This is a genomic window from Lysinibacillus sp. NPDC093692 (assembly GCF_050280125.1).
In the GTDB taxonomy this organism is placed as follows: domain Bacteria; phylum Bacillota; class Bacilli; order Bacillales_A; family Planococcaceae; genus Lysinibacillus.
The window spans coordinates 578,474-604,780 of sequence record NZ_JBNNUW010000001.1 but is presented as its reverse complement, the minus strand read 5'-3'; the positions used below and the strand labels follow the sequence as shown (position 1 = coordinate 604,780).

The following is a 26,307-nucleotide window of genomic DNA, read 5'->3' as shown; positions in this document are numbered from 1 at the left end:
CCCTAATTGTAGCAAAAAATTTCACTACCACTTAAAGCACATTAACGTCGTGCACTACGAAATAACTTACTACATTCAGTTATTTAGCTCCGAAGTGATGTTCATTGTTATTTGCTTGTTTGGGCTCACACTATCCCCAAATCGCTTAACTACGCCTAACAAATACTGTCTTCGTCTTTGCCTGTTTGCATATGTGTTCAAAATAATTACTATTACCATAGTATATGAAAATCATACATTCACGTCAAGTTTCACTTATTGCTTCCCAATGTCTACAATTAAATAGATTAAACTTGATCGGCTTCTTGTGCTTCTTCGACAGATGTTTGAATTTCAGTAAGGTCAATATCATATTGTAGCAAATGATCCCAGTCATCTGCATTTAGTAAATCAAGCTGTGCCTCTACAAGCATTTTAAAACGATTACGGAATACTTTTGATTGCTTTTTCAGCTCATCAATTTCAATTGTTACTTTACGAGCCTTCGTTAAAGCCTCATTGATAATACGATCGGCATTTTTTTCTGCTTCTTTTACAATGAGTTTAGCTTCTTTTTGAGAATTTCTTCGTACTTCGTCAGCTGCCTCTTGCGCAACAACAATTGACTTTTGTAACGTTTCCTCTAAAGAATTAAAATGTCTCGCTTGTTCTAAGGAAATTTCCAGTTGTCTGTCTACTTCCTTCTTTTCCCGTAACAAAATCTCATAGTCTTTAATAATTTGATCTAAAAATTCATTTACTTCATCTTCAGCATAACCTCTGAAGGATTTAGTAAACTCCTTATTATGTATATCAATAGGTGATAACGGCATACGATCCTTCTCTCCTTTACATGTACATTCATACTTTCTATTATACAATTGTTCCAACAACTTAGCAGTAAAAATTAATGAAATTTACTTGATTTTCAGCTTTTTTGGGTCAATCGACCGATTTGTAATCGAATTTTATCTTTTTTTGTACGGCCTTCCGTCATCATAATTTTTATTCGACCGCTTCCACGTACAGATAAAATATCTCCTTCTTGTAATTCAAAGGCAACTGTATCCCGTTCAGCCCAATTGACACGAACCTTTTTACCTGTAATTAATGCTTGTGCCTTCTGGCGAGAAGTTTTTAAAATCGTTGAAATAATAACATCTAAACGCATTGAGGAAACAGTATGAGATTCTTCTAACCACTCTTCCTCGTTTTGTAGCAGCGTCTCTGTCTCTTTAATCGATTCTACATGTACCTTTACTTTGCCGATGCCTGTTAAATGTAAGCGTACATATTCCGCTACCTCATTCGCTACTACAAATTGTACTAGCTGTTCATTCACTCGAATATCACCGAATTTGCCACGATTCAGTCCTAAAGATAATAAAGCTCCAAGAACATCAGGATGTCGTAGTTGGACAAATTTCACAGGATATTGAATCGTAAATACGGTAAGCTGAAAATCTTCTTCCACAGGCTCATAATAAGTAGGATAAATCAACATGCGTTGTCTTTCTGCATTATCAAAGAGCCCAGCATTAGCTGTTTTCAATGTGTCATATTGTCCAATAATCGATGTAACAATAAAACGTTGACGAGGATCTAGAAAATCAGTAAGCTTTGGAGCGTATCGATCCTCTACCTCATGTTGCCAGCTCACAACCTGTTCAATAAATGGCTGTTCATCTTTTCTAAAATGCTGTATTAAATGCTCCATATAACCTCACCTCTATTATCACTCTTATACTTGTACAATTTCATTGGTATTTTAAGGATTTTATAAAATGCTCATAATCATAACGTGAGGTTGATTTTCGTTCCAGCTGGGCGCTTTGTTGTTGCTGTCGCTACGCTTTCGCACAGATAAAACATTTGCTGCCGCTTCGCTTTCGCACAGAGCAAAGCTTCCTGGGGGCGTTCGATGATCCCCAAGGAGTCGCCCAGTCGAAACGAAGATCAACTTATATACATAGATACGTTTCAACAAACGTTATCCAGGCTTTTGATATTTCATAAAAATATGTACTTGATTGCACATTATACGCTAGTAGGACGCTTTCTGCAGGGATAGTTCATACCTCGATCCCTACTTATTCTTATGCATTCTAGGAATCACCACTAAATATGCAACTATTTTTGTTAAATGTAGTATTCCCCATAAATAAAAAATCCCCACCGTTCGTGAGGATTTTTTTTAAATAAACATTTCGTAAATTTTTAAAATAACAATAAACAGCCCTTTTTGAATATAGTTAAGGAGAAATATTGCTACGATAGGTGAAATATCAATCATGCCGATTGGCGGAATAAACTTTCTGAAAATTCCAAGATAAGGTTCACATAATTTTGTTAAAATACGTCCAACAGATGTGTTTTGAACAGCAGGCACCCAGGACATTAACACATATGCGACTAGCATTAGTGAATATACATAAAATGCTATAGACACATACTTCAAGATTAAATAAAATGTCATATAAACTACAATCCTCGCTATTAATTATCGTCTAAAATAAAATTCGAAATTTCGCCAGATACTTCTACATTTTCAGGTGTGCATAGGAAAATGTCTTTGCCGATTCTTTGAATATCACCGCCGAGTGCATACACTGTGCCACTTAAAAAATCAATAATCCGTACACCTTGTTCTCGCTCAATTCGTTGTAAATTGACGATCGTTGCACGCCTATTTTTTAAATGTTCTGCAATGTCCTGCGCTTCTGCATAAACTCTAGGTTCAACTAATACAACTTTTGAACCTTTAGAATTCATTGCTGACTGCAAACTGACAATATTGTTTGTAGATGTGGTACTTTGCGGAAAAATTTCCTGAACCGGTGCCTTACGCTCCTTCATAACTTTTTTAGGCTTCACCGATTGGATCTGTTGCTGTTGTTGTTGTACGGGTTGTTGCTGTTGAATAGGAGCTTGAGTGATTTCTTCTTCTATTTCTTCCTCAAGATAAAAGAAATTTTTAATTTTATTTTTCATGCTCATCCTGTTCCCCTCTTTCATTTCCAACAAGAGCCGTTCCAACTCGTACAAAAGTAGCCCCTTCTTCTACCGCAATTTCAAAGTCATTAGACATGCCCATTGATAACTCGGTACAAGGTGCATGTGCGAATCCTTGCTCGGCTATTTGCTGTTGACATTGTTTTAATTGCTTAAAAACAGAGCGAATAATTGTATCCTCAGCTGTATTCGGTGCCATTGTCATTAAACCAACGACTTGAACTTTCGTAAAACTTTTTAATGATTCAATAAAAGGTAGGACTTCTTCAATCGATAAACCATGTTTTGACTCTTCGCCCGATACATTAACTTGTACAAAGCATTTAACAGGTTTGTCTGCTCTTTTTTCAATTTCTTGCGCTAAACTCAAACGATCTAGTGAATGTAAATAATCAAAACTGTTAATGACCTGTTTGACCTTACGTGTTTGTAAAGAACCAATATAATGCCAATGTACATCGGCTTGAATAGCTTCAGTTTTACGATTTAAGCCTTCAGGACGGTTCTCTCCTAAATGAATAAGGCCTGCATCAATTGCTTCTTGTGTTCTTTCTACAGAAACTTCTTTTGTCACTGCAATAATTTGAACTTTCTCTGCTTCACGATTTGCACGTTTTTTTGCTGCTTGTATAAGATCATTAATTTTCTTCAAATTTGTTAAGATTTTTGTCAATGTTTTTCCCAACTTTACAACAATAGTTTCTTATATTGTAACAAGCAATGCTTGAATTATCAATGAATAGCCTGACCTATGTGAAAGTACATTTTACCCTGGCAATGCTTTAAAATGCTTAGATTTTTAATATGCATAATAATTTTGTCTTTTAGGATATCGCTTTTACTAAAATGACATCCTTTCCAACTACAAGTACATCTTTCATATACACTTTCCTAACCGATTCTTCCCCGCGAAAAAGGCCTAAATATTTTCGGGGCTCTGCAATCATAAAAGCCGTTACATAGCCTGTTTCTTTGGATACCTCTGCATCTACCACAAATCCTAAAAAGCGTCCGTTCCCTGCTTCAATTACTTCTTTTTGCTGTAACATCGAGAAACGCATTTTATCCCTCCTAAATCAATTACTCTCAACATCGTTTTTATCTCAACAAACTATGTTTTCTCTTTATATTTATGTGTTTATTGTTGTTTAAATGAAAATGAAATGATTAAGTGAATGTTGTAAAACTGTCATAGTTAAATTAATTTGGCTCTTTGACAAAACGATATCTCAACTTTTTAATTTTATCGAAACACTTTCAAAGATTATCGCCCAACTTTTACTTTTTATCGATTAACTTTCACGTTTTATCACCCTACTTTTACTTTTTATCGACATCCACCTAATATGACATTTTAATTTCATTGTGACATAAATTAAAATGCGCACCGAGATTCGGGTGCGCATTGTGTTTTTACTTATAATCTTTCTGCATTGTTTCAATAGCATTTTTTTCTAGACGTGAAATTTGCGCTTGAGAAATCCCCAATTCTTTTGCAATTTCAGTTTGTGTCTCACCGTAATAAAAACGCTTTGCAACAATCATTTGTTGACGATCATCTAACTTTTGTAAACTTTCCTTTACCGACACGTAGGCAACCCATTGATCTTCTGATACATCATCATCACGTAATTGATCCATCATATAAACAGCGTCTCCGCCGTCTGAATAAATAGGCTCCTGTAAGGAAACTGGGTCTTGAATGGCATCTAAAGCAAATAAAACATCTTCCTTTTTCATGTCAATCATTTCAGCAATTTCTTCAATCGTTGGTTCTCGTAAATTATCGGTTATCCATTGCTCTTTTGCCTGCATCGCCTTATATGCAATATCTCTTAGAGATCGAGAAACGCGCAATGCATGATGATCACGCAGATGGCGACGAATTTCACCTATGATCATTGGCACAGCATATGTTGAAAATCGTACATTATGCTTCAAATCAAAATGATCAATGGCTTTCATGAGGCCAATACAGCCTACCTGAAATAAATCATCTGCCTGTTCACCCCTATAGGCAAATCTACCGACAATACTGAGCACTAACCTTAAATTGCACATTACAAGCTCTTCCCTAATCTCAGTTTCTCCAGCTTGTAAACGAATAAATAGTTCCTTCATTTCCTCGTGCTTTAAAATTGGCAAAGTCGATGTATCTAAGCCGCAAAGATCTACTTTAGTTCGCATATATTCGATTCCTCCGGATGTTATTCTCTGACTAAACCGTTACATCAGTTTGTCCGAGAGAAACGAGAATATGCACAAAAGCTATGACCAATTTTAGGTAGGGTAAATTTCCCTCTCTAAGATATTGGCTGATTCAGATTTTCACGTAAATCTTGAATAATTTTCTTCTCTAATCGGGAAATATATGATTGCGAAATACCTAAATGATCAGCAACTTCTTTTTGAGTCATTTCAATTTTTCCATTGAGGCCGAAACGACATTCCATAATATATCTTTCACGCGCGCCTAGTAAATTGATCGCATGAAACATATGTTGACGCTCAATTTTCTTCTCTACATTGTCTAAAATAATATGCTCTTCCGTTCCTAAAATATCAGACAATAACAATTCATTTCCATCAGCATCTGAGTTTAATGGTTCATCTAATGAAACTTCACCCTTCATGCGACTTGTTTTACGTAAATGCATCAAAATTTCATTTTCAATACAACGTGATGCGTATGTGGCAAGCTTAATATTTTTATCAGTATTGAACGTTTCAATCGCCTTAATTAAACCGATCGAGCCAATACTTATTAAATCCTCAATCGGTGTTCCCGTATTATCAAAACGTCTAGCAATATAAACAACAAGACGCAAATTACGTTCAATTAGTGTATCTCTAGCTCTTAAATCACCATTCATAAAGGATGCAATGACTGTAACTTCTTCTTCTCGACTTAATGGCACTGGCAATGAATCATTTCCCCCTATATAGTACGTTTCACGACTCCGAAACTTACTCCAAAATTTTTTCAAGCTAGCAAGTAGCCTAAGAAGCAATAGTTCTCCCCCTCTATGAGTTATTTGAAAGCGCTGAAAAATGTAAAATTGCTGCTGTGCTGTGCGGAAAATTTTTAGCCTTTCTTGTTAATACGATATATTCATTCGTTTTCACTTGTGAGTGCTCCCCTTTTATATGCCACTCATCAAAGCGGAAACCTAGTACAACTGACTGCTGTTGCACTGTATTAACATGAATAAATCGAATATAACGCTGATAATCTTCTGAAAACATGGATACATTATACGGATCAGTTTCTTGCCATTCTATTAATGATTTGCAAAATGCTGCAGGTAAATGTGAGCGTAATGCTGCATAAGAGACAAAGTGAACAGGTTTTCCTGATAGTGGCTCAATTGCTTGATTCCCTGTATCTACAAATGCAGAAAGCGGTATCGTGATATCAAAAATTTTTAAATTCGTATCAAACACAAACTGACCACTTAACCGCTCAAGCTTTACAAATCCCCATTGCTTATAAAAAGCAACAAGGTTACCAACTGCTAATAGTAGGCAAATAATTATAAAATGGACAGCAGAAAGATTTTTTAAATACGGTTGTAACGCTGTTAATAATCCACCAATAATGATTGTTGCTGTTAAAACAATCGGTCCTTGCTTTTGAAAACTTCGAATCTTAAAGCGAAAAGCTATGCCGATTAGTAAGATAAAGCTCAGTATCGTCATTAACAGCATTTGACCACCTATTACAGCTACAAAACTACTACAAATAGAACTCATTAATAATCTCGTGTTCTTTACAAAAACCCCTGTTACTCTCGCTGTAAACGTAAGTATCGCTAGATTAAAAAGTGTATTAATGAGCACCAGCCATTCTCCATACATAACAGCCGCCTCCTACTTACAAAGTTAGCATGTTACACCCACAAATATTGTCAAACAATCGCATCATTTCATAAAAATGTTTTGACAAAATACATCCTTTCCCTACACATTTGAACATAATTAATTTTTATGTCACTGAAAATATCAAGGGAATTTTTATAATGTAGTAACACTTTAAATGAGGATGATTTCTGTTCCAGGCTACTCGTTTTCCTAGAGGGTGAGCATCAATCCGCTTCGTTAACACTTCGCTTTTGCACTAGAAACATTTGTTACTTTAGTTTTTTTATCACTTATCACACTTTAAATTAGAGTGATATACAAATAGACACATTCTATGTAAAATGGTTGATTGGAGTGGAGACTGGGCGACTCCTCTGGGATCAGCAATAGAGGAACGAAGGCTAAAAACCATCACATCCTGTGATAACGCCTTCGTGACCAACGTCGTGCTGCTGTCGCTACGTTGCACTCACGCTTTCGCGCAAAAGACATCTGTTGGCCCGAGACCCTGCAGCGAAGCGGATGTTTTCTGTGCGAAAGCGTAGCGACAGCAACAACAAATATTTTCTGTAGCGAAAGCAAAGCGGCAGCTACAAATGTTTTATCTGCGCGAAAGCGTAGCGTCAGCGGCAAAGCGTCCAGTCGGAATGGAAATCACCCCTTCGTTTTGCAGAAGCGCCAAAATTAATAGTTTTTCAACAACACAAAAAAGCTCGTATTTCACATAATGTAAAATACGAGCTTTTTAAAGTTCGGATGCTGACTTATCCGCGATTTTTACGATTGCGTAAAAATGCCGGTACTTCAAGCGTGTCATCCTGTACATAATTTTGTTGATTTTGACGTGGTTGTTCTTGATGCACATGCACTTCTTGACGTTGCTCACGAATCGGAGCTTGCTGTTGTTGTGTAGCTTGTCTGTTTGCATTTAACGTCGGTCGTGGAGTATTACGCTGTTGCTGTAAAGCTTCCTCTGAGAAACCAGTTGCAATTACTGTCACAATAATTTCATCTTTTAGATTTTCGTTAATAACCGAACCGAAAATCATATTTACTTCTTCATCTGATGCTGATGCTACAATATCAGCAGCCTCTTGTACTTCAAATAGGCTAAGATTTGAGCCACCAGTAATGTTCATAAGGACACCTTTAGCGCCATCAATTGATGATTCAAGTAATGGACTTGAAATAGCTTTCTTAGCCGCTTCTGCAGCACGGTTTTCACCTGTAGCAATACCAATACCCATTAACGCTGAACCTTTGTTAGACATAATAGTTTTTACGTCTGCAAAGTCTAAGTTAATAAGACCTGGCGTTGCAATTAAATCTGAAATACCTTGTACACCTTGTCGTAAAACATTATCTGCTTCACGGAATGCTTCTAGCATTGGTGTAGATTTATCAACAATTTGTAATAACTTGTCGTTCGGAATAACGATTAAAGTATCAACAGACTCTTTCATGCCACCGATACCACCGATAGCTTGTGTTTGTCGTTTGCGACCTTCAAACGTAAATGGACGCGTTACAACACCGACTGTAAGAGCTCCTAAATCGCGAGCAATTTGTGCGATTACTGGCGCGGCACCAGTACCAGTTCCTCCGCCCATTCCAGCTGTAACGAATACCATATCAGCACCACGAAGAACTTCCTCTAATTGTTCACGGCTCTCTTCTGCTGCTTTTTTCCCTACTTCAGGATTAGCACCTGCACCTAATCCACGTGTAAGTTTTGTACCAATTTGTAGCTTTATTTCTGCCTTCGATAAATTTAAGGCCTGTGCATCTGTGTTTACTGCGATAAAGTCAACACCTTGTACACCATGTTCTATCATTCGATTGACAGCGTTGTTACCGCCGCCACCAACACCAATGACTTTTATTACTGCAAGTTGATCAACACTTGTATCAAATTCTAACATTTCTTTTTCCTCCCACGGTAACTCGACTCTGTATCATTCATTACGCATTCAAGATCAATTATGCCTCGGTATAATTGCGTCCGGAATCGGCTTTGTGCTTAGGCCTGCTGAGGGCCGACACGATGTCGGTCATTTCGGTAATGCCACAGGACGTGGCGTTTTTACCGATGCAGGTCAGTTAGCCGTTATCGCATGGATGCGATGTTTTAGGCTAACATCCTATGTAGAACTCCTTTCCGATTCCGTGACATCCGCCGTAGGCTTTAACTTCTTTCAGCGGGTGTTTGGACACCTGCTGAAAGAAGTTAATCAAAAAACTTATCAAATAATTTTTTTGCTCTTCCGATTACGCTTCCTTTTGGCTCTGAAGGTGTAGCATATTCTTGCTTCTTAGATGTGGCTGCAGGAGATCCTACAACTGCATATTCAATAGGTTGCGTATTAGCACTTTTTCCATAAAAATCATCTTCTAAATAGGCGTAACGAATAAGTCCAACTGCCGTCGAAAATGAAGGCTCTCTAACGCCAATATAATCAGGTGTATATATTCTAACACGAGTTTGCAGAATTTGACGTGCCAGTTGAGCAATACCGTCAAGCTTTGCAACGCCTCCAGTCAAAACAACACCACCTGGTAAATCTCTAACACCTAGACGGGCTAACTCGTCAATGACTAATTCAAATAATTCTTCCAAACGAGCGCCAATTATTTCCGAAATATAGCGCTGGCTGTACTGATCTGTTGAATCTGTCCCTACAACCGGTACTTCGAATAGTTCTTCATCAGATGCATCATCATAATAGGCATGTCCAAATTGATGTTTAATTTGCTCTGCCTGTTCCGTTGGTGTTTTTAAGACGATTGAAATATCTTTTGTAATATGATCGCCACCAATTGGAATGACACCTGTATGTGTTAATAATCCCTCTTCAAATACTGCGATAGTAGTTGAACCGCCTCCTAGATCAACAAACGCGGTTCCTTGGTTTTTTTCATCCTCCGATAATGCAAAAAAACCTGCTGCTAATGGTTGCAAATATATTTCTCGAATGCTTAGACCTGCACGTTCTACACAACGTAGAACATTGTGTAAAAGTGTTTTTGAAGTAGTAATCATTGTGGCATCCATTTCTAAACGGATACCAATCATGCCTCGTGGATCTTTAATCTCATCTAAATTATCCACAATAAACTGTCTTGGAATAATATTCACTAATTCACGTTCAGGAGGTATTGACATGACTTGTGCAGATTCTACTACTCTATCTAAATCATCATCTGTAATTTCTCTATTTTCACTATTTACAGCGACTACACCTTTAACCAGCTGTAACATCGTCTGGTTAGCTGGAACACCTAAAACGACTTCATTAATTTGATATCCTGTCATTCGTTCAGCTTGATCTATTGCTTTTCGAATTGATTGAACTGTTGCATCAATATCAACAATCGCACCTTTTCGAACTCCATTCGATTTTACATTTCCGACCCCAATTACATGTAACTGACCATCGCTCATTTCACCTATTAATACCTTGATAGAGGATGATCCTATATCAAGAGAAATATATAAATCTTGCTGATTCAATTCGCTGCACCTCCTCGAAAAAATGCTCTTATTCTCATTCTATTGTAAATTCGGCATAATGTCTAAGCAAATCGAGCATTTAGCTCAACTTTTCTCTCATTCTATGGAATTTTTGTTCCTTTTGTGACGTTTCTCATCTATCTTGGTTAGTAAAATACGCCTAATAATTGCTATATTCTGGAACAAACGTACTCCGAAAGCGAAAATGGCCGCTAAATATAAATCTATTCCTAAATACACACCTAAAAAGGCTAATCCCGCTGCCAGAATTATATTAAAAAAGAATCCTGATACAAATACTTTATCGTCATATACTTGCTGTAATTGAGCACGAATACCGCCAAATAATGTATCTAAGGCTGCTAAAACAGCTATTGACAGATAATTTTCATAAATAGAGGGTATTTGCATATTTGTTAACAAGCCAAGGGCAAGTCCAAATATCAAACCTAAAAATGGTAGCCACATATATTATTCTCCTTTTTTCACCTCTGTTAAATAATCATTTGTCAATGGCTGATCAAATGCTGGGATTATTAAATGCTCTGTTGGTTCCTCTATTATTAAGTTAAAGTTGTCCAAATAAAAGGAATCAATAAATGTGGAAGCCTGTAATGAATTGTACATTTTTTGTGCTTCCTTAAATGAGCTTGTCCCAACATAAATTTCAAAAGGTGGTGCGGACAGTGGTACACTGTTCACTGTTGTCTTTCCATTTATGTCTCGAATGGCTGTAGTCTGGACAACTCGATTTCCATCTATCGAGACACTCGCTGCATTGTTTTTAAACAGAGCATTTAGTAATTGGGTTAGTAAATCAGGCGAAATTTCTTTGATTTCATACCCCATTTCTACTAATTCGGGCGCTGGTTCAACACGAAGTACAACTCCGGGCCCTGTCACTTCCGTTAACCCGGCCTGTTGCTTTAAACGATCCAGCGTTTGATATAATGCCGACTGTAAATTTGCTTTCTCAGATTGCTCATAGCGACCCACTACTTCATTAAGTGAACGAATTTCTGCTAATAATGTGGAATGCCTTTGCTTTTCTTCTGCTAATTCCTCTCTTATGGCCCAAATATCTCGTGTATCTCGCTCAGCTGGTTGCTTTATGGTATTGTATTGTACCGCTATCATCAAACCGATAATAAATAGCACGATCGTTATTCGGGTATACATATTTTTTTTCAAAATAGCCCCTCCTAGACGTATCGTAACCCCTAACAGATTTACGCCTTAGATCTTAAATTAGAAAAATCGTTTAACTTTCTACTTTTGCTTTTGGCATCGTTAGCTTTTGCTCTTCTTCAAATGATACAACAATATTGTCATTTAATAATTGATCCACAACGCCACCTTTTAAGTTTAAGGAAGCTTTGAATGTTGCTGAATCTCCTACAGCCTCGATGACGAATGGAGCTGGATGTTGCTTGCCATCAATCGTAATGACTGGTCCATTACAGCGTATATAAGAATTCGCCAAAACACGTTGACCATTAATAGCAATTGCTTGAGCGCCCGAAATTTTAAGCTCATTGAGCAATTTAAAAATATGGCTTTCATGCACGATATAATCATTAGGATTAGCAGATTTTGGATCGTAATCACCATCTTGAAGAGTTATACGTATCCCTTTTCCTTCTGAATTTAAATCGCCTAACAACAAACGTAAATCCTCTGCTTCTTCAACAAGCTTTGTATAATCCTTTTTGCTAGCGACGAATGATTTTTCATACTTACGAATTTTTTCCTGCAAAGCATTCGCTTCTTCTGATAATTCTTTATTGCGCTCTTGCTGTGCAATTAACTCCTCACGATATGAATCCTCTTGCTCCAAAAGCTTTGGATTGGTCGAACCTGCATCTCGATTATCTTTTGCCTGGTTGTAGGAATAGCCAATGATAAACCCCATAGTCACACAAACAATAAGCAACTGAAATTGTTTTCTTGAAAAGAAATTTTCTTTGCTATTCTTTTTCTTGTTCATCTTTTTCCACTTCCTGGTCGGCCGCATCGGTATCTATATCAATAGCTGTTTGGTTGTACTCATTATTGAAAGGACGATAATACGAGCCTACCTCTAAATCGATAACTCCCTTCTCCAAATTTGAAATTTGTGCCACAAGTGAAGGGTAATGATTTAGCTTTTCTGCTAATGTTTGAATAACAGCTCGAACTTCATAGCCATCGTTCATATAGAGCTTGACTGCATTAGGGTTTGAGTTATTGCTGTTAGTATTGACTTGAGAAATGAGAGTTAATACTTCTGGATTTAATTGTGCTAACTGCTTTACAAGTTTCTTAATTGTCTTTTCGCCAGATATGCCGATAAATACAGGTGCATCAATCGGGATTTCATCTCCAGCTTGATCAAAGCGCTTGCCATTTTCAAGTAATGGATAATAAGTACCGTCACCAGCTAAGTACGCAACCTTTTTCCATTCTTTAATTTCTATTGCCACGCCTTGAGGCCAATTACGTTTAACATGTGCTTCTTTCACCCATTTATCCTTTAGTAATAATTTCTCTACCTCTTCTTCTTTAAATCCCCACATTGACTTCCCAGTTGCAAGAGTACTTGACTTCAAATAATATTGTTCTTCTACTAATCGAGCGCCATTGACTGTAATTTTGTTGATTTTACTGTAAGGAGATTGAAAATAAAGGAGTACTGCTAACACGATAAAGAAAAGTAATATTAGCACTATAAATTTCCGATTTGTACGCTTTTTTCGTCGCTTTTTTAGCGTAGGTATGCGATCTTCTATGTCAATTACTTTCTCCAAAAAGTACTCCTCCTTTATATTTATTTCGCTAATTGATAAATAATACCTATTATTAGCCACATTGTTACTAAAGATGTTCCTCCATAGCTGATAAAAGGTAATGTGACACCTGTTACAGGCACTAAACCAATCACTACTGCTATATTTAGAAATGCTTGTACGGCTAACATTGTTACAAGTCCAATGATCGCGTAATAAGATGTTCTTGTTTTAGCCCGCACTGCAAATTTATAGCCTGCATAAATCGTCAGTACGAAAAGTGCTATAATAACAAGTCCACCAAATAATCCGACCTCTTCAAGGATTATTGCGTAAATAAAGTCATTTTGTGGTTCGGGTAAATATAAAAACTTTTGCCTACTTTGTCCAAAGCCATGCCCGAAAATCCCAGCCGGACCTATAGCCATTAACGACTGCACAGCCTGAAACCCACTTCCTAAAGGATCGACCCACGGATCAATAAATGCCTCAATTCGCTTTAGTCGGTATGGCGCCGTGACAATCAAGCCTACTAATCCAGCAATCCCAGCAATCATAAACATTGCATAAAGCTTTAAAGGATACCCTGCCACAAAAAACAATAAAAACACAGAAACAACGAGAATAAAAACTGAACCAAAATCGGGCTGTAGCATAATAAGTACAACGGGCAATAATAAGATCAATCCATGCCGCCAATTAATAATCGACTTACCCGTTTTATGCTGCGCTAAAATATGGCTCATGTATACAATGACGGTAATTTTCGCTAGTTCAGCTGGCTGAATTGTTAGAGGACCTACGCCAATCCAGCTTTGAGAGCCATTTCGTACAAGTCCAATTCCCGGTATAAGTACAAGGACTAGTAAAACTAACGAAAATATATAGGCCATTTTCCAAAAGGACTGCTCTTTCAAAATATTTAATCGAACAGTGATTAAAAACACTACAATAGCTACGGCAAAGTATAGACTTTGCTTCATATAAAACGGCATTTTTCCACTATAATGAACGGCACTCCAATAGGTACCTGCAGAATAGACGAAAATAATGCCGATTATTGAAAGCATCAATGTTGTGACGAGCAATAAATAGCTTTCTTTCCCTCTCAGTAATGCCATCCTTCCAAGTCAAGTATATTCTAAAATAGTTACAGGCTCATTACAGCTTCATTACAGCATCAATAAAAACATCGCCTCTTATTTCAAAGCTGTCATATTGATCCCAGCTTGCGCAAGCCGGAGATAGTAAAATAACATCGCCTTCTGCCGACATCGGCGCAGCATAGTGTACTGCATCCTCAACATTTTGGGCAATGACAGTTTGCTGTACACCACATGATTTGGCAAATTCTACAAAACGTAATCCTGTTTCTCCAAAGGCAACAACACCTTTTACATGGCTCATACATGGACGCAATTCTTCAAACGAATGTCCTCGATCTAATCCACCTGCAAGTAAAATAACAGGTGCTCGGAATGCATCTAAAGCACTTTTTGTAGCTAAGCAATTTGTTGCCTTGGAATCGTTGTAAATTTTGCGTCCGTTCCATTCACACACAAATTGAGTACGGTGACGAACGCCCCCAAACTTCGCTAGCACTTCTTCCATTTTAGCTTTGTCACAGCCGACTAAAATACAAGCTGCGACAGCTGCTAAAATGTTTTCTAAGTTATGCTTACCAGGCAAAGCGATATTCGCTCGATCTAAATACGGCTCACCTTGCCAATAAATTGTTGTGTCATCCGCACTAATTCCTGCATCCGTGCATCCCTTAGAACTAAATGGTACCTTTTGAGCTTTTGATTTTGTTGCATAGCCAACAACAACTGGCTGATCAGCATTATAAATAAAATAATCGCTTTCATCTTGATTACGTGTAACACCAAATTTTGCCTCAGCATAGTCATCAAATGTCCCATGATAATCAAGATGTGCATCATAAAGATTTGTTAATATAGCAATCTTCGGCTTAAACGTTTTAGTCCCCATTAATTGGAAGGATGATAACTCTGTCACAATTACATTATCCTTTTGTGCTTCTCTTGCAACACCACATGCAACTGTTCCTATATTCCCTGCAATTAACGGTTTTAAACTACCGTTATTCAGCATGTCGAAAATTAACGTTGTCGTAGTTGTTTTACCGTTTGACCCTGTAATCCCGACAAATGGCGCTTCACTAATTAAATAAGCAAGCTCAATTTCTGTCCAAACAGGGATTTCACGGCTTATTGCATCTGCTACTATTTTATTGCTATAAGGAATTCCTGGATTTTTCACAACTATTTCAAAGCCTTCATCTAGTAAATCTTCTGGATGACGCCCACAAATAACTGTAATCCCCTTTTGCAATAGACCTTGCGCATCTGGGCTTTCGTCAAATGGTTTTGAATCATTCACCGTCACAAAGGCGCCAAGCTCATGTAAAATCTCAGCTGCAGCCACACCACTTTTAGCTAGACCTAAAACAAGGACTTTTTTATGTTGTAAATCTGTAAAATTTCTCATAAGAACGCCTCCGATAAAACTCCAATCAATGCTACTGCTAAAGCTGTTGACCAAAAGACAAGTACTACCTTCCATTCTGACCAACCTGATAATTCAAAATGATGATGAATAGGACTCATTTTAAAAATACGTTTTTTACGAAGTTTGAAGCTGCCTACCTGTAAAATAACGGATAATGTTTCAATAACAAACACTAATCCAATTAATAACAGTAAGAATTCTGCTTTTTCTAAAACAGAGACCATAGCTAATGCTCCACCTAATGCTAGAGAACCTGTATCTCCCATAAATACTTTTGCAGGATTCGCATTAAAAAGTAAAAAACCTAATAATGCACCTGTTACTGCGAATGAAAATAAGGCGATATCAGCTTGCTCTTGGAACAGAGCAATAACACCAAATGCTGCAAAGGCAATGGATGCAGTACCTGCTACAAGGCCATCTATGCCATCTGTTAGATTCACTGCATTTGAGAAGCCAACTAACCAGAAAATTAAAAAGGCTACATAGAAAATACCAAGATCGATCGTCCAATCTGTAAATGGTATTGCAATTGATGTATCAAACGATCCATGTAGTAAGAAATAGGCCAAGACTGCAATGACAATTTGACCAATAAGCTTTTGAAGTGATGTTAGTCCTAAATTACGTTTAAAAACAACCTTTAAGCTATCATCTAACAAGCCGATTAACCCAAACCCTACTAATACTAGTAGCAGTACGATGGTTTGTGTTGTAAATAAATCTAAATAGCTACCTACTCCAACAGTAGTGAGGATAATGGCAATTAAGAAAATAATGCCTCCCATTGTTGGAGTACCAGCTTTCTTCATATGGGATTTTGGCCCCTCTTCACGAATACTTTGACCGAACTTTAATCGGCGAAGAAGTGGAATAATAATTGGTGCCAGGATAACTGTTACTATAAAAGCAAGAGCTAAAATGGTAAGCGTTGTTGCGAGTTTCATTGAAAAATCTCCTTTAAATCTTGTTTCACTTTCTTCTTGAAGAAAAAAGCACAAACTTTCATGTATTTATTACTACCCTTCATAATAATAGTGGTTCTTTCCCATTTTTTAAAGGTAAAGTTAATTAGTTTTCTAAATAAAGATGAATGGTGCCATCTTGTTTGATAACACTATCCACTTCAGGCAGCTGATTGCCAATTTTAGTCCCTTCCCCATGCCATACAATGCGGAATGGATAATGTTGCTTGGCAATATCGTCCTTCGTTTGACCAATAAAACTTGGTACCTTCACAGTGATTGGGTCACCCCATCGATAATCTTTTTCGAGCTGTTCCTTCGATTTTTCAATGCCAACAAAAGGTGCAATATCTTCAATAATTTGACCAACGATTGGAGCTGCTATCACACCGCCAAACTGTGTTCCCTTTTTCGGGTTATCTACTGCTACATAAACGACAATTTCCGGATTATCCGCAGGTGCGAAGCCAATAAACGATACGATGTATTCGCCGTCTTTATAACGGCCATTCTCTACCTTTTGTGCCGTACCTGTTTTACCACCGATTCGTAATCCATCTCGGTAAGCTTGCCGTCCTGAGCCCTTTGCGACAACAGATTCTAATGCACCTCGAACCTTTGCAGACGTCTCCTCACGAATAACTTGTTTTTTAACTTCTGGTTTAGTCTCTTTTATAACGTCCCCAGTATTAGGGTTAAAAATCTTTTTCACAACATATGGCGTATACAGCTTGCCCCCATTTATTGCTGCGGCTACTGCTTGCACTTGTTGAATTGGTGTAACGGCGACCCCTTGGCCAAATGAAGTTGTAGCCTGCTCAACAGGTCCAAAAGCGTCCTTGGAAAATAAAATCCCTGAAGACTCACCAGCAATGTTAGAACCTGTTTTTGTACCAAAACCAAAATCTTTAACATATTGTAGTAGTTTTTCATTACCTATTCGCTGACCTAATTCAATAAAGCCTGGGTTACAAGAATTTTCTACCACTTCAAGGAAGGTTTCAGATCCATGACCTTCTCGCTTCCAACAACGCAATCGTGCTCCTGCAACCATTGAATAGCCTGGATCATAAAAAGTATCCTTCTCTAAATCCACTACATTTTCTTCTAAAGCAGCACTAAGAGTTATAATTTTGAACGTTGACCCCGGCTCATATGTCATCCAAACAGGTAAATTTCGATTGTAGATTGCTGGCTCTACCGTTTGATATTCTGCTGGATTGAAAGTAGGGTATGAGGCTAATGCTAAAATTTCGCCATTGTTTGGATTCATGGCAATGGCCATTGCTTGGTCAGCATCATAACGCTTCATCGCCTGTGATAATTCACGTTCAACGACCTGTTGTACATCTACATCTATCGTTAGCTCGACCGTTGCGCCATCTTCACCAGCCTTCCAGGCACTCTTTACATTCGGTAAATTATTCCCTTTCGCGTCTGTAAAGATTCGTATAGCCGAAGAATTAGCCTGTAACAGCTTATCGTATTCATATTCAATTCCCGCTAAACCTTGTGCATCATAGCCTGTGAAACCTAAAAAACGAGATAATAGGGTACCGTATGGATAATCCCTTGAATAATCGACACCACTATATAATCCTTCAATCTGCATAGCTTGTAACTCCACTGCTTTTTCATAAGGAATATTTTTTCCTTCAGGTGCCAGCTTTACTAAGTACACTTTCTTCTTCATTTTTTCCAAAAGCTTTTGTTCATCTACACCTAAAACTTGTGCAATTTTTGCCGCTGCACCTTCAATATCCTTACTTTGAGAAGGCATGAAATATAAAGTTGGTGCAAGCTTATTTGTGACAATATTTTTCCCCTTACGGTCAGTAATATGCCCTCGCTCATTGGCAAAAGGAATTTCACGGTCCCAATTCTCTTCGGCTTTCTTTGTCAGTTCTTTTTGATCTAATACTTGCAAGAAGAAAAGCCTAATAATAATCGCAGCGACTACAAACATAAACAATACATATAAAACACGCAAACGCTTTTTGGAATGGATAGAAATCCACTTCATTCGACATCACACCTTGTTTTTTACAACGTATGAAATAAAGTGGGCTTCTATTCAGTCTTTATTCCGTTTCACCCTCAGTTGGGGCCTCTACATCTTTGATAAAGCTTTCAGCTGGCGTTTTCAGCTTCACGACAATCGGTGAACGATCTGAAATTACAGTACCTGCCGAAATGCTCTGACTAGCTACAAAGCCCTCCCCAACGACTTCAAGTTCTAACTCTGCCAATGCCTTAAAAGCAAGTACATTACGCAACGACCAGTTAGTGAAGTCCGGAAGTACTACATCGCCTGCTGTCTTTAAAAACACAAAATTACCTTTCACAAGTTTCTGTGGACCTTTAGGATATTGGTCAATAATTTTACCGCCACCACCAACAATAATTGGCTGCAGACCATCATTCTGAAGCTCTACTTGTATAGCTTCAGCACTTTGACCTGTGTAATCTTGTATCTTAGTATCATCAACTTGCTTTACATCTTCCGGGTTAACATTTAAATACTTTAAACTATTTAACATAACAGGATTAAATACTTTCGAAACTGGTATAGAACCAGCTTCACCTTTTAACTTTGGCCTTTTTATGGAGACATACATAATGAGCTGAGGGTCATCTACAGGAGCCATCCCTAAGAAAGAATATAGAAATTCATTTGATCCCCATGAATACCTACCATTTCCTAAAGGAATTTGGGCAGTACCTGTTTTCCCTGCAACTTCATATTCATCAAGAACAAAATCCGTCGCCGAACCTTTCTCAGCTGTTAACGTAGAGGCAAGGATTTCTTTTACTTGTTTCGCTGTGTCGGCTGAAACTGGTTTTCCCTTTACAACCGGCTCATGCTTTTTAATCGTTTTTCCTGTCGAAGGGTCAACAATACGATCAATCACATACGGTTGCATCATTTTCCCGTCATTCGCAATCGCTGTCAATGCTTGAATTAATTGAATCGGCGTTACCGTAGAACCTTGACCGAACGTTGTTGTCACTCGTTCCACTGGGTAATTCGATAAAAGTTTTCCTGATGCTTCATTCGGTAAATCAATACCTGTTTTTTTACCAAAACCAAATCGATCTAAATATTCAAAAAATTCTTCCTCACCAATTAGCTTTAATAAGTGTGCCATTGCAGTATTGGATGAACGTTGGAAGCCTTGTAAATAAGTAATATACCCCCAACCAACTTTATTGTAGTCTTTAATTACACGATCATGGACTCTGTATTGACCTGATGGATAGTAAGCATTTGGATCCCAAGCCCCTGTATCAATAGCAGAAGCGAGTGTGAACGTTTTCATCGTCGAGCCTGGTTCTATAGTCTCTTCAATAGCCTCGTTCAGCCACTTCATATTATCGCCTTCACGTGTATCAGGATTAAACGTAGGTCGCTGTGACATCGCTAAGATTTCCCCGGTTTTTGGACGCGCAATAATAGCTGTCATCGCTTCAGGGTTATATTCCTTTTCAACCTCTGTCATCTTTTCCTCTAAAAAGCTTTGAATTGTTTTATCAAGTGTTAAATAAATGTCATCACCATTTTCGGCAGGCGTCACCATTTTTTCGCTATTCGGTAATAAATAACTGAAAGCATCTGTCTCATATTCTACCTTACCGTCTTTTCCAGTTAGTTCTTTGTTGTAGGTAAGCTCCAAACCCATTTTCCCTTTTGTTGTAAGCGTACCATCCTTATTTTCCTCTTTTAGTGCGAAACCAATTAAGTGTGAGGCAAAGATACCATTTGGATAATAACGTTTTAAATCATTTACAAATAAAATCCCTGGTAAATTTTCTTCTTTAATTTTACTCATCGTCTCATGACTTAATCCACGTCCCGCACCGCCAAATTCAACTTGATAAGGCTTTTCGCCATCATCTTTTACTCTAGTAAGCTGTTGATAGATTTTTTTTTCGTCCATAGGGATATATTCTGCTAATATTTTTGCAGTTTTATCTGGATCTACTACATGTCGAGGTTTTTTTGAATTCGTCGTGGCCTCTTTATTGACAATTGCGATTAGTCGATAACTAAGTGTATCCTCCGCAATAATTTGTCCTTTTGCATCAAAAATTTTTCCCCGATTTGCTGTTATTACACTTTCTTTGCTATATTTTGCAGCTGCCTTTGCCGCAAGCTCTTGACCTTTCACTTCACCTGTCGCTTGTAACGTCACCATTCTCGTGAACAATAGAAAAAAGAGCCCTCCATAAAAAATAAATAATAGAAAGGCTCCCCATTGGAATCGAAATCTCTTTTTTTTCATTCTCCCGGCACTACCTTTACATTTTTCTCATTTTGAGTTAAACCGAGTTCTTTAGCTTTGTTCCATATGTTGTCGAATGTAGACAGCTCACTTACATGAACTGTCAAGTCAACATTCTGTTTAGTAATCTCTTCTGCTTCAGTTTCGATTTTTTGAATGTCCATGCTGGTTGTCTGAATGGCTGCTTGCTTATTTAACACTAGTACTGACATTACAGCGATAATGCTAACTAAAGCAATTAGCATTGTTTTTTCAAACTTCTGGTTCGATTTTTTACGACGTTTGATAGTGGGTTGTGGGCTAGGGGGTGTTATTGGTTGTTGCACTTGCTGTTGCTGGTGCTGCCTTACACGAACTGCTGCCATTTACTCACTCCCTTTGTCGTTAATTTTCTCTACCACTCTAAGCTTTGCTGAGCGGGCGCGATTGTTTACAGCTAGTTCTTCATCAGAAGGAACGATCGGCTTTCTCGAGATAAGCTTTAAAGTTGGCTTCATGTTATCAGGAATTACTGGTAAATTCGGTGGTAATTCCGGTAATGATGACGCTTCCTTAAAAATAGTCTTGCATAGGCGGTCCTCCAATGAATGGAACGTAATGACACTAATGCGTCCACCTACGTTTATCATATCAATCGCATCGACTAATGAATCCTCTGCTGCGCCTAGCTCATCGTTAACAGCAATTCGTATTGCCTGGAATATGCGCTTCGCTGGATGTCCACCTTTACGGCGTGCCGCTGCTGGAATACCCTCTTTAATAAGTTCTACAAGTTGGCCAGTTGATTCAATCGGTGCTGCCTTACGTGCCTCTTCGATTTTACGAGCAACTTGTTTTGAAAATTTCTCTTCCCCATAACGGAAAAATATACGTACTAAATCTTCATATGCCCATTCATTTACGACGTGAAATGCTGTAAGGGATGCCGTTTGATCCATGCGCATATCTAAAGGTGCATCGTGGTGATAACTAAAGCCTCGTTCTGGTGTATCAAGCTGTGGCGAAGATACGCCTAAATCATATAAAACACCATCAACTTGCTCAATACCAATCGCCAATAGCTCTTCTTTTAAATAGCGGAAATTCGAATGAACAAATGTCACACGTTCAATATATGGCGCCAATCGAATTTTTGCATTGTTAATAGCTGTCATATCTTGATCAAAGCAAATTAAACGACCTTTTTCAGATAATTGTTGTACTAAATATTCACTGTGTCCTGCTCCACCTAACGTACAGTCCACATACACACCATCAGGATCGATGTTCAACCCATCAACTGTTTCTCTTAATAACACGGTTGTATGATCGAACATACCACTCGCTCCCTTCAGGCCTTAACTTCATCTAGCTGACACTTAAGTGTCTAAAAAAGTTAAAAATCAAAGCCAATCATATTTTCTGCAATTTCATTAAAGGATTGCTCCGACTCACTAAAGTAAGTCTCCCAAGCATCTTTCGCCCATACTTCAATCCGATTCGAAACTCCTAACACGACACATTCTTTCACAAGATGTGCATGCTGCATTAGAGTTGAAGGAATGTTAATGCGCCCCTGCTTGTCTATCTCTACTTCCGTTGCTCCAGAAAAGAAAAACCTTGCAAATGCACGTGTATCTTTTTTGGTCATCGGTAAGCCCTTTAATTTTTCTTCGAGTTTTCGCCATTCATCCATAGGATAGCCAAATAAACAATTATCAAGTCCGCGTGTTACAACAAACGTTTCACCTAAGGCTTCACGAAATTTTGCGGGCACGATTAATCGTCCTTTTGCATCAACAGAGTGTTGATATTCTCCCATGAACATGCTATTCACCCCACTTTATTAAATAATGTACCACATCCCCCCACTTTCCTCCACTTTTTTTAAAAAAAACTTGACATTTTAACAATTAATGTGTGATTAGGCCTTTAACAAATTATTGAAACTATGCTAAATGACTCAAAAAAAGAGCTACCCTTAGTAGGATAGCTCTCTATTTACTATTTATATCGACATTATCCATCAAATTCACATTGTATCAAATTGTTAATTAGGTATATAGATACAAATATTGGATTATAAATAAATTATATAGTGGTGATTGCCAACGCTATAATTTTGTTTCAACATTTCAGTAATTAACATAGGTCCAAACTCATTAAAATATTGATACGGACTATAAGTTCTTTCCTGGAATCCCTCATTTGGATACAGCTCATTTTGTAACGTCATAAATTTTCGGATCGTCGTTTCATGCTTGTTAAGAACAGTTTGTTCAACCTTTTGCTGTAAATACTCAAATTGCTTTAGGTGATTCTCTTTATTTTTCTCAAGTATTTTATCTAATAATAGCTGTTGTTCTTCTAAATAAAGTTGAAGTGCATCATATTTTTCTAAAAGGTCTCGTTGCATCGTTTGAATTTGACGCTTCGCTTCAGTGTCCTGTACGTCAGCAATATACTGCTCTTTAAGTTGCAATACTTTACCATCCCAAACTTCAGCAACAGTTAAACGATATTCACGTAAAAGTTGTTCTACGTGACGTGTAACAAGTGTAATATGAAGGCGTGGAGCAAAAATCGGCATTTGTAAGCCTAATACAGAAAATGCATCCTTCAATGTCGCCCAGTAGGCAAGCTCCCCTGGTCCACCAACAAATGCTAGCACAGGCAATGTCATTTCCTGCATTAACGGACGCGTCACAACGTTATTACTTAACTGCTCAGGGTGTTCTTCAGCAATTTTTAAAACTTCTTCACGAGATAGTTTGATATTTGCAGCTAGATTGACAAAATGCTGATTTTTTCTTTCTAAAAGAAGACGCTCTTCATCTTCTACATAAAATAAATTGGCCGCTTCGTTTGTTGCCAAAATAGGCTGGCCATAACCTGCACGTTCAAGCTCCGCTTCCCTCTCCGTTACCACTCTAGCAATTTCTTCATTTTTATGAATGATACGGGTAAAATTCCCACTCTCATATTGACGGAATTTAAAGTCCGCTGCATCTATCATCAATAAACCTTCATCTTTAAACAAGTGGTTCATAAGTTGCGCAAAGAAGTCCGTAAACGTTTCACTCTTATTTAGAGTATCTACTAATTGTTTAATAAGCATTTCAGTGAATTCTGTTTCACCCATATCCTTCACAATAGTATTTATTAATTGTGTCATGGATTCTTTGTTTATTCTTGTTTCAGAAGCCATTGTTTTACGTCTTGAGCGTTCACTGTATGCACGTTTTTTAATATCTACACCATGCACTGTATACGTATGGTTAATTTCCTCTAAATCATGATCTTCTCCAGCTATCCAAAAAACAGGAACAACTGGTCGCTGTAGCTTTACACTTTGCTCTTTCGCTAATGCTATAACCGAAATCGCCTTATGCACCGAGTAAAGAGGGCCTGTTAAGATACCTGCTTGTTGCCCACCAACAACCGTAACAGCTCCTTGCTCTAGTTGTTGCAAATGTTCATTCGCTTTCTTCGAAATACCAAGAGGCTCCATAAATTGACGTATGATGGTTGTTAATTCTTTTTGATCATACGCCTGCTGATCTAGATATTGCGCACGTTTCTCAAAAGATTTATCGTTATATTCGTATTCAAAAAACTCATGGATGGCAGTATTCGGTGACCAATAATCTGCTAGCAAACGATTTTTTATGGGTACTTGGATTGACTCCAGTTTCATTTAACACAAACTCCTCTACCTAAATCATCTTCTTACTCTTTAATAAGCAAAATAAAATAAACTCCCAGAAAAAAGTTAAGGTACAATTTTCAACAAACCTCAAACGTTTAAGTACTTTGGAATTTCACTTCATTTTTGCACATCTAGAGTTATTACTTAAAAAAACAATTTATAATGCTATTATTTTAACGCTTATGGCTTCAACATGAAAAGAAAATGCTTAGACTGCCTGTAAATATTCTATAACAGATCGTATAACACCTACTAAACAAATAACAATATACGCCGTACTTAGTACTAAAAATTGAAAGCGCCAAATTTTCCTAAGTAGCGGTTTTACTTCAATTTCCTTTTTTGTTCGCCAATCAATATATGTAAAAATTATTGCCATCACTACCGTCAATGTAACTAATAGTGCGCTAACATCGACATTCCACAGCACACTAATTGCTAGCGGTACTGAAAAATACAAACACAATGTTGTCACGTCCGATGCTACTCCAAAAGCATGAGTGCCTCGAATTTTAACCTTTCGACCAAATAAATAGACAATCATAAAAAGGAGGAATGGACAAAAAATAATGACACTTATCATAATATGTAAAAAATCTTTCAACGTCTTTCACCGCTCTCCTCTATCGCAAGTACTTGGTGATATAAAGTACGTAAAGTTGGCAAATCGTGACCATTCGCTAGAGCTTTTTCTAGTATTACTCCTGCAATCGTGTCAATTTCGCTTTTCCTTCCTTGCACCCGATCCGCTAGCATAGAGGATGTATTACTTGCTGTTTGTTCACATAAGTCTATCACCTTGAAAAAAGGTATAGTTTGTTCTATGCCTTCAAAAGCTCCCGTAAATTCTCGATAAAGAGTTTGCATTAATAGAAACGCTTGCTTATTCGTAACTAACTCTCCATTCTTCAGTTGCAGTATAGCCGTTAATGGATTAATTAAGCAGTTGAATACAGCTTTCTCAAATAACATTTGTTCCGCATTAGCAACTAGTTCAACTGGATATAAGGAATTTCTTAGCTGTAACAAATCGGCAAACGCATTACTATCCCCTCGCTCTATTGCAATTTTACAAGCACCTACACCTCTATGTTGCACAGTTGTCTGATTGATCAATTGAGCACCAAATGTTACAGAACAAAAAGCAATATTCTTTTGCGGCAAACGTAGTGCCTCGTTAAAGTGCGCCAATCCATTTTGCATAAACAACAACGGTACCGTACTCGGTAATGCAGATAATTGTTTGTATAGCTCTTGTAATTGACCGTATTTAACAGCAATTACAATTAAATCTTGTCGCGGTAGTTCCTCTAATTTCGTAGTTGAAGCAACTTTTTGTACAGTTTTCGTTCCATCAACATTCACTCGTGTTAAATACTTTGCATGAAGTTCATCTACCTGTTCCTGCCTTCTCGCAACCAACGTTACAGATATACCAGACTCAGCTATAAAACTTGCCGTTAATTGCCCTACTGCCCCGGCACCAATAATCGTTACACCCACAATACATCACACCTCCTACATTTACAACGAACGATCAAACATAAGAGAACGCCCTCTCTCAGCATAATTGCGTCCGAAATCGACTTTGCGCTCAGGCCTACTTGAGAGCCAACACGATATCGGTCATTTAGGTAATGCCACAGGATGTGGCGTTTTTACCGATGCAGGTCAGTCAGCCGTTTCGCATGGATGCGATACTAACATCCCC

26 protein-coding genes and 1 other annotated feature (1 of these 27 running past the window's edge) are annotated in these 26,307 nt (G+C 37.8%); all 26 genes read right to left on the bottom strand.

What is annotated here, in order from left to right; genetic code table 11:
• Positions 1-187, bottom strand: a binding site (T-box leader); it reaches 33 nt to the left of the window's first position.
• Between the two features lie 100 nt (positions 188-287).
• Positions 288-812, bottom strand: a complete 525-nt coding sequence (locus tag ACQKN4_RS02700) for a DivIVA domain-containing protein (RefSeq protein WP_053483381.1) — start codon at positions 810-812, stop codon at positions 288-290.
• 95 nt (positions 813-907) lie between these two features.
• Positions 908-1,696, bottom strand: a complete 789-nt coding sequence (locus ACQKN4_RS02695; RefSeq protein ID WP_427482107.1) for an RNA-binding protein — start codon at positions 1,694-1,696, stop codon at positions 908-910.
• A gap of 477 nt (positions 1,697-2,173) precedes the next feature.
• Positions 2,174-2,455, bottom strand: coding sequence for a YggT family protein (locus ACQKN4_RS02690; RefSeq protein ID WP_079559781.1), 282 nt, complete (start codon positions 2,453-2,455; stop codon positions 2,174-2,176).
• Between the two features lie 20 nt (positions 2,456-2,475).
• A complete protein-coding gene (locus ACQKN4_RS02685; RefSeq protein WP_427482105.1) occupies positions 2,476-2,976 on the bottom strand; it encodes a cell division protein SepF in 501 nt (166 codons plus the stop codon).
• Complete coding sequence (locus ACQKN4_RS02680) at positions 2,960-3,664, bottom strand: YggS family pyridoxal phosphate-dependent enzyme (protein WP_240518168.1); 705 nt, start codon at positions 3,662-3,664, stop codon at positions 2,960-2,962. The genes ACQKN4_RS02685 and ACQKN4_RS02680 overlap by 17 nt, the downstream gene beginning before the upstream one ends.
• A 151-nt stretch (positions 3,665-3,815) precedes the next feature.
• Positions 3,816-4,052: a PRC-barrel domain-containing protein gene (locus ACQKN4_RS02675; protein ID WP_079559778.1), complete on the bottom strand. Its 237-nt coding sequence runs from the start codon at positions 4,050-4,052 to the stop codon at positions 3,816-3,818.
• 352 nt (positions 4,053-4,404) lie between these two features.
• The gene (gene sigG, locus ACQKN4_RS02670; protein ID WP_049668350.1) at positions 4,405-5,178 is read right to left on the bottom strand and encodes an RNA polymerase sporulation sigma factor SigG; all 774 of its coding nucleotides are present in this window, start codon (positions 5,176-5,178) and stop codon (positions 4,405-4,407) included.
• A 116-nt stretch (positions 5,179-5,294) separates the two neighbouring features.
• Positions 5,295-6,002: an RNA polymerase sporulation sigma factor SigE gene (gene sigE / locus ACQKN4_RS02665; protein ID WP_049668349.1), complete on the bottom strand. Its 708-nt coding sequence runs from the start codon at positions 6,000-6,002 to the stop codon at positions 5,295-5,297.
• 13 nt (positions 6,003-6,015) lie between these two features.
• Entirely contained in the window at positions 6,016-6,849 is an 834-nt protein-coding gene (locus ACQKN4_RS02660; RefSeq protein WP_079559777.1) for a sigma-E processing peptidase SpoIIGA, read from the bottom strand.
• A 767-nt stretch (positions 6,850-7,616) separates the two neighbouring features.
• Positions 7,617-8,774, bottom strand: a complete 1,158-nt coding sequence (ftsZ, locus tag ACQKN4_RS02655; RefSeq protein ID WP_079559776.1) for a cell division protein FtsZ — start codon at positions 8,772-8,774, stop codon at positions 7,617-7,619.
• 305 nt (positions 8,775-9,079) lie between these two features.
• Positions 9,080-10,363 (bottom strand): cell division protein FtsA, encoded by a 1,284-nt coding sequence (gene ftsA / locus ACQKN4_RS02650; RefSeq protein WP_079559775.1) that lies wholly within the window; start codon positions 10,361-10,363, stop codon positions 9,080-9,082.
• Positions 10,364-10,459: 96 nt separating this feature from the next.
• A complete protein-coding gene (locus tag ACQKN4_RS02645; RefSeq protein ID WP_079559774.1) occupies positions 10,460-10,831 on the bottom strand; it encodes a small basic family protein in 372 nt (123 codons plus the stop codon).
• 3 nt (positions 10,832-10,834) lie between these two features.
• A complete protein-coding gene (locus ACQKN4_RS02640) occupies positions 10,835-11,554 on the bottom strand; it encodes a DUF881 domain-containing protein (RefSeq protein ID WP_079559773.1) in 720 nt (239 codons plus the stop codon).
• A gap of 70 nt (positions 11,555-11,624) precedes the next feature.
• Positions 11,625-12,350, bottom strand: coding sequence for a DUF881 domain-containing protein (locus ACQKN4_RS02635; protein ID WP_079559772.1), 726 nt, complete (start codon positions 12,348-12,350; stop codon positions 11,625-11,627).
• Positions 12,331-13,149 carry a cell division protein FtsQ/DivIB gene (locus tag ACQKN4_RS02630; RefSeq protein WP_079559771.1) on the bottom strand — a complete coding sequence of 273 codons (819 nt, stop codon included), beginning with the start codon at positions 13,147-13,149 and terminating at the stop codon, positions 12,331-12,333. The genes ACQKN4_RS02635 and ACQKN4_RS02630 overlap by 20 nt, the downstream gene beginning before the upstream one ends.
• 20 nt (positions 13,150-13,169) lie before the next feature.
• Positions 13,170-14,249, bottom strand: coding sequence for a putative lipid II flippase FtsW (gene ftsW / locus ACQKN4_RS02625; protein WP_079559770.1), 1,080 nt, complete (start codon positions 14,247-14,249; stop codon positions 13,170-13,172).
• Between the two features lie 40 nt (positions 14,250-14,289).
• The gene (gene murD / locus ACQKN4_RS02620; RefSeq protein WP_079559769.1) at positions 14,290-15,639 is read right to left on the bottom strand and encodes a UDP-N-acetylmuramoyl-L-alanine--D-glutamate ligase; all 1,350 of its coding nucleotides are present in this window, start codon (positions 15,637-15,639) and stop codon (positions 14,290-14,292) included.
• Positions 15,636-16,607, bottom strand: coding sequence for a phospho-N-acetylmuramoyl-pentapeptide-transferase (mraY, locus tag ACQKN4_RS02615; RefSeq protein ID WP_079559768.1), 972 nt, complete (start codon positions 16,605-16,607; stop codon positions 15,636-15,638). Before mraY ends, murD begins: the two co-directional genes overlap by 4 nt.
• Positions 16,608-16,731: 124 nt before the next feature.
• Positions 16,732-18,648, bottom strand: a complete 1,917-nt coding sequence (locus ACQKN4_RS02610; RefSeq protein WP_079559767.1) for a stage V sporulation protein D — start codon at positions 18,646-18,648, stop codon at positions 16,732-16,734.
• A 58-nt stretch (positions 18,649-18,706) separates the two neighbouring features.
• Positions 18,707-20,908, bottom strand: a complete 2,202-nt coding sequence (locus tag ACQKN4_RS02605; protein WP_079559766.1) for a penicillin-binding transpeptidase domain-containing protein — start codon at positions 20,906-20,908, stop codon at positions 18,707-18,709.
• A complete protein-coding gene (ftsL2, locus tag ACQKN4_RS02600) occupies positions 20,905-21,273 on the bottom strand; it encodes a cell division protein FtsL (protein ID WP_079559765.1) in 369 nt (122 codons plus the stop codon). The genes ACQKN4_RS02605 and ftsL2 overlap by 4 nt, the downstream gene beginning before the upstream one ends.
• Positions 21,274-22,224, bottom strand: coding sequence for a 16S rRNA (cytosine(1402)-N(4))-methyltransferase RsmH (gene rsmH / locus ACQKN4_RS02595; RefSeq protein ID WP_079559764.1), 951 nt, complete (start codon positions 22,222-22,224; stop codon positions 21,274-21,276).
• 59 nt (positions 22,225-22,283) lie between these two features.
• The gene (mraZ, locus tag ACQKN4_RS02590) at positions 22,284-22,715 is read right to left on the bottom strand and encodes a division/cell wall cluster transcriptional repressor MraZ (protein WP_079559763.1); all 432 of its coding nucleotides are present in this window, start codon (positions 22,713-22,715) and stop codon (positions 22,284-22,286) included.
• Positions 22,716-22,967: 252 nt separating this feature from the next.
• The gene (bshC, locus tag ACQKN4_RS02585; RefSeq protein ID WP_427482097.1) at positions 22,968-24,584 is read right to left on the bottom strand and encodes a bacillithiol biosynthesis cysteine-adding enzyme BshC; all 1,617 of its coding nucleotides are present in this window, start codon (positions 24,582-24,584) and stop codon (positions 22,968-22,970) included.
• Between the two features lie 220 nt (positions 24,585-24,804).
• A complete protein-coding gene (locus ACQKN4_RS02580) occupies positions 24,805-25,200 on the bottom strand; it encodes a DUF3397 domain-containing protein (protein ID WP_079559761.1) in 396 nt (131 codons plus the stop codon).
• Entirely contained in the window at positions 25,197-26,099 is a 903-nt protein-coding gene (locus tag ACQKN4_RS02575) for a ketopantoate reductase family protein (protein WP_079559760.1), read from the bottom strand. Before ACQKN4_RS02575 ends, ACQKN4_RS02580 begins: the two co-directional genes overlap by 4 nt.
• Positions 26,100-26,307: the final 208 nt, after the last annotated feature.

Excerpts from the sequence above, each read along its gene's own strand:
- ACQKN4_RS02700 (WP_053483381.1), bottom strand. The coding sequence starts at position 812 with ATGCCGTTATCACCTATTGATATACATAATAAGGAGTTTACTAAATCC.
- ACQKN4_RS02695 (WP_427482107.1), bottom strand. The coding sequence starts at position 1,696 with ATGGAGCATTTAATACAGCATTTTAGAAAAGATGAACAGCCATTTATT.
- ACQKN4_RS02690 (WP_079559781.1), bottom strand. The coding sequence starts at position 2,455 with ATGACATTTTATTTAATCTTGAAGTATGTGTCTATAGCATTTTATGTA.
- ACQKN4_RS02685 (WP_427482105.1), bottom strand. The coding sequence starts at position 2,976 with ATGAGCATGAAAAATAAAATTAAAAATTTCTTTTATCTTGAGGAAGAA.
- ACQKN4_RS02675 (WP_079559778.1), bottom strand. The coding sequence starts at position 4,052 with ATGCGTTTCTCGATGTTACAGCAAAAAGAAGTAATTGAAGCAGGGAAC.
- sigG (WP_049668350.1), bottom strand. The coding sequence starts at position 5,178 with ATGCGAACTAAAGTAGATCTTTGCGGCTTAGATACATCGACTTTGCCA.
- ACQKN4_RS02660 (WP_079559777.1), bottom strand. The coding sequence starts at position 6,849 with ATGTATGGAGAATGGCTGGTGCTCATTAATACACTTTTTAATCTAGCG.
- ftsZ (WP_079559776.1), bottom strand. The coding sequence starts at position 8,774 with ATGTTAGAATTTGATACAAGTGTTGATCAACTTGCAGTAATAAAAGTC.
- ACQKN4_RS02645 (WP_079559774.1), bottom strand. The coding sequence starts at position 10,831 with ATGTGGCTACCATTTTTAGGTTTGATATTTGGACTTGCCCTTGGCTTG.
- ACQKN4_RS02635 (WP_079559772.1), bottom strand. The coding sequence starts at position 12,350 with ATGAACAAGAAAAAGAATAGCAAAGAAAATTTCTTTTCAAGAAAACAA.
- ftsW (WP_079559770.1), bottom strand. The coding sequence starts at position 14,249 with ATGGCATTACTGAGAGGGAAAGAAAGCTATTTATTGCTCGTCACAACA.
- murD (WP_079559769.1), bottom strand. The coding sequence starts at position 15,639 with ATGAGAAATTTTACAGATTTACAACATAAAAAAGTCCTTGTTTTAGGT.
- mraY (WP_079559768.1), bottom strand. The coding sequence starts at position 16,607 with ATGAAACTCGCAACAACGCTTACCATTTTAGCTCTTGCTTTTATAGTA.
- ACQKN4_RS02610 (WP_079559767.1), bottom strand. The coding sequence starts at position 18,648 with ATGAAGTGGATTTCTATCCATTCCAAAAAGCGTTTGCGTGTTTTATAT.
- ACQKN4_RS02605 (WP_079559766.1), bottom strand. The coding sequence starts at position 20,908 with ATGAAAAAAAAGAGATTTCGATTCCAATGGGGAGCCTTTCTATTATTT.
- ftsL2 (WP_079559765.1), bottom strand. The coding sequence starts at position 21,273 with ATGGCAGCAGTTCGTGTAAGGCAGCACCAGCAACAGCAAGTGCAACAA.
- rsmH (WP_079559764.1), bottom strand. The coding sequence starts at position 22,224 with ATGTTCGATCATACAACCGTGTTATTAAGAGAAACAGTTGATGGGTTG.
- mraZ (WP_079559763.1), bottom strand. The coding sequence starts at position 22,715 with ATGTTCATGGGAGAATATCAACACTCTGTTGATGCAAAAGGACGATTA.
- bshC (WP_427482097.1), bottom strand. The coding sequence starts at position 24,584 with ATGAAACTGGAGTCAATCCAAGTACCCATAAAAAATCGTTTGCTAGCA.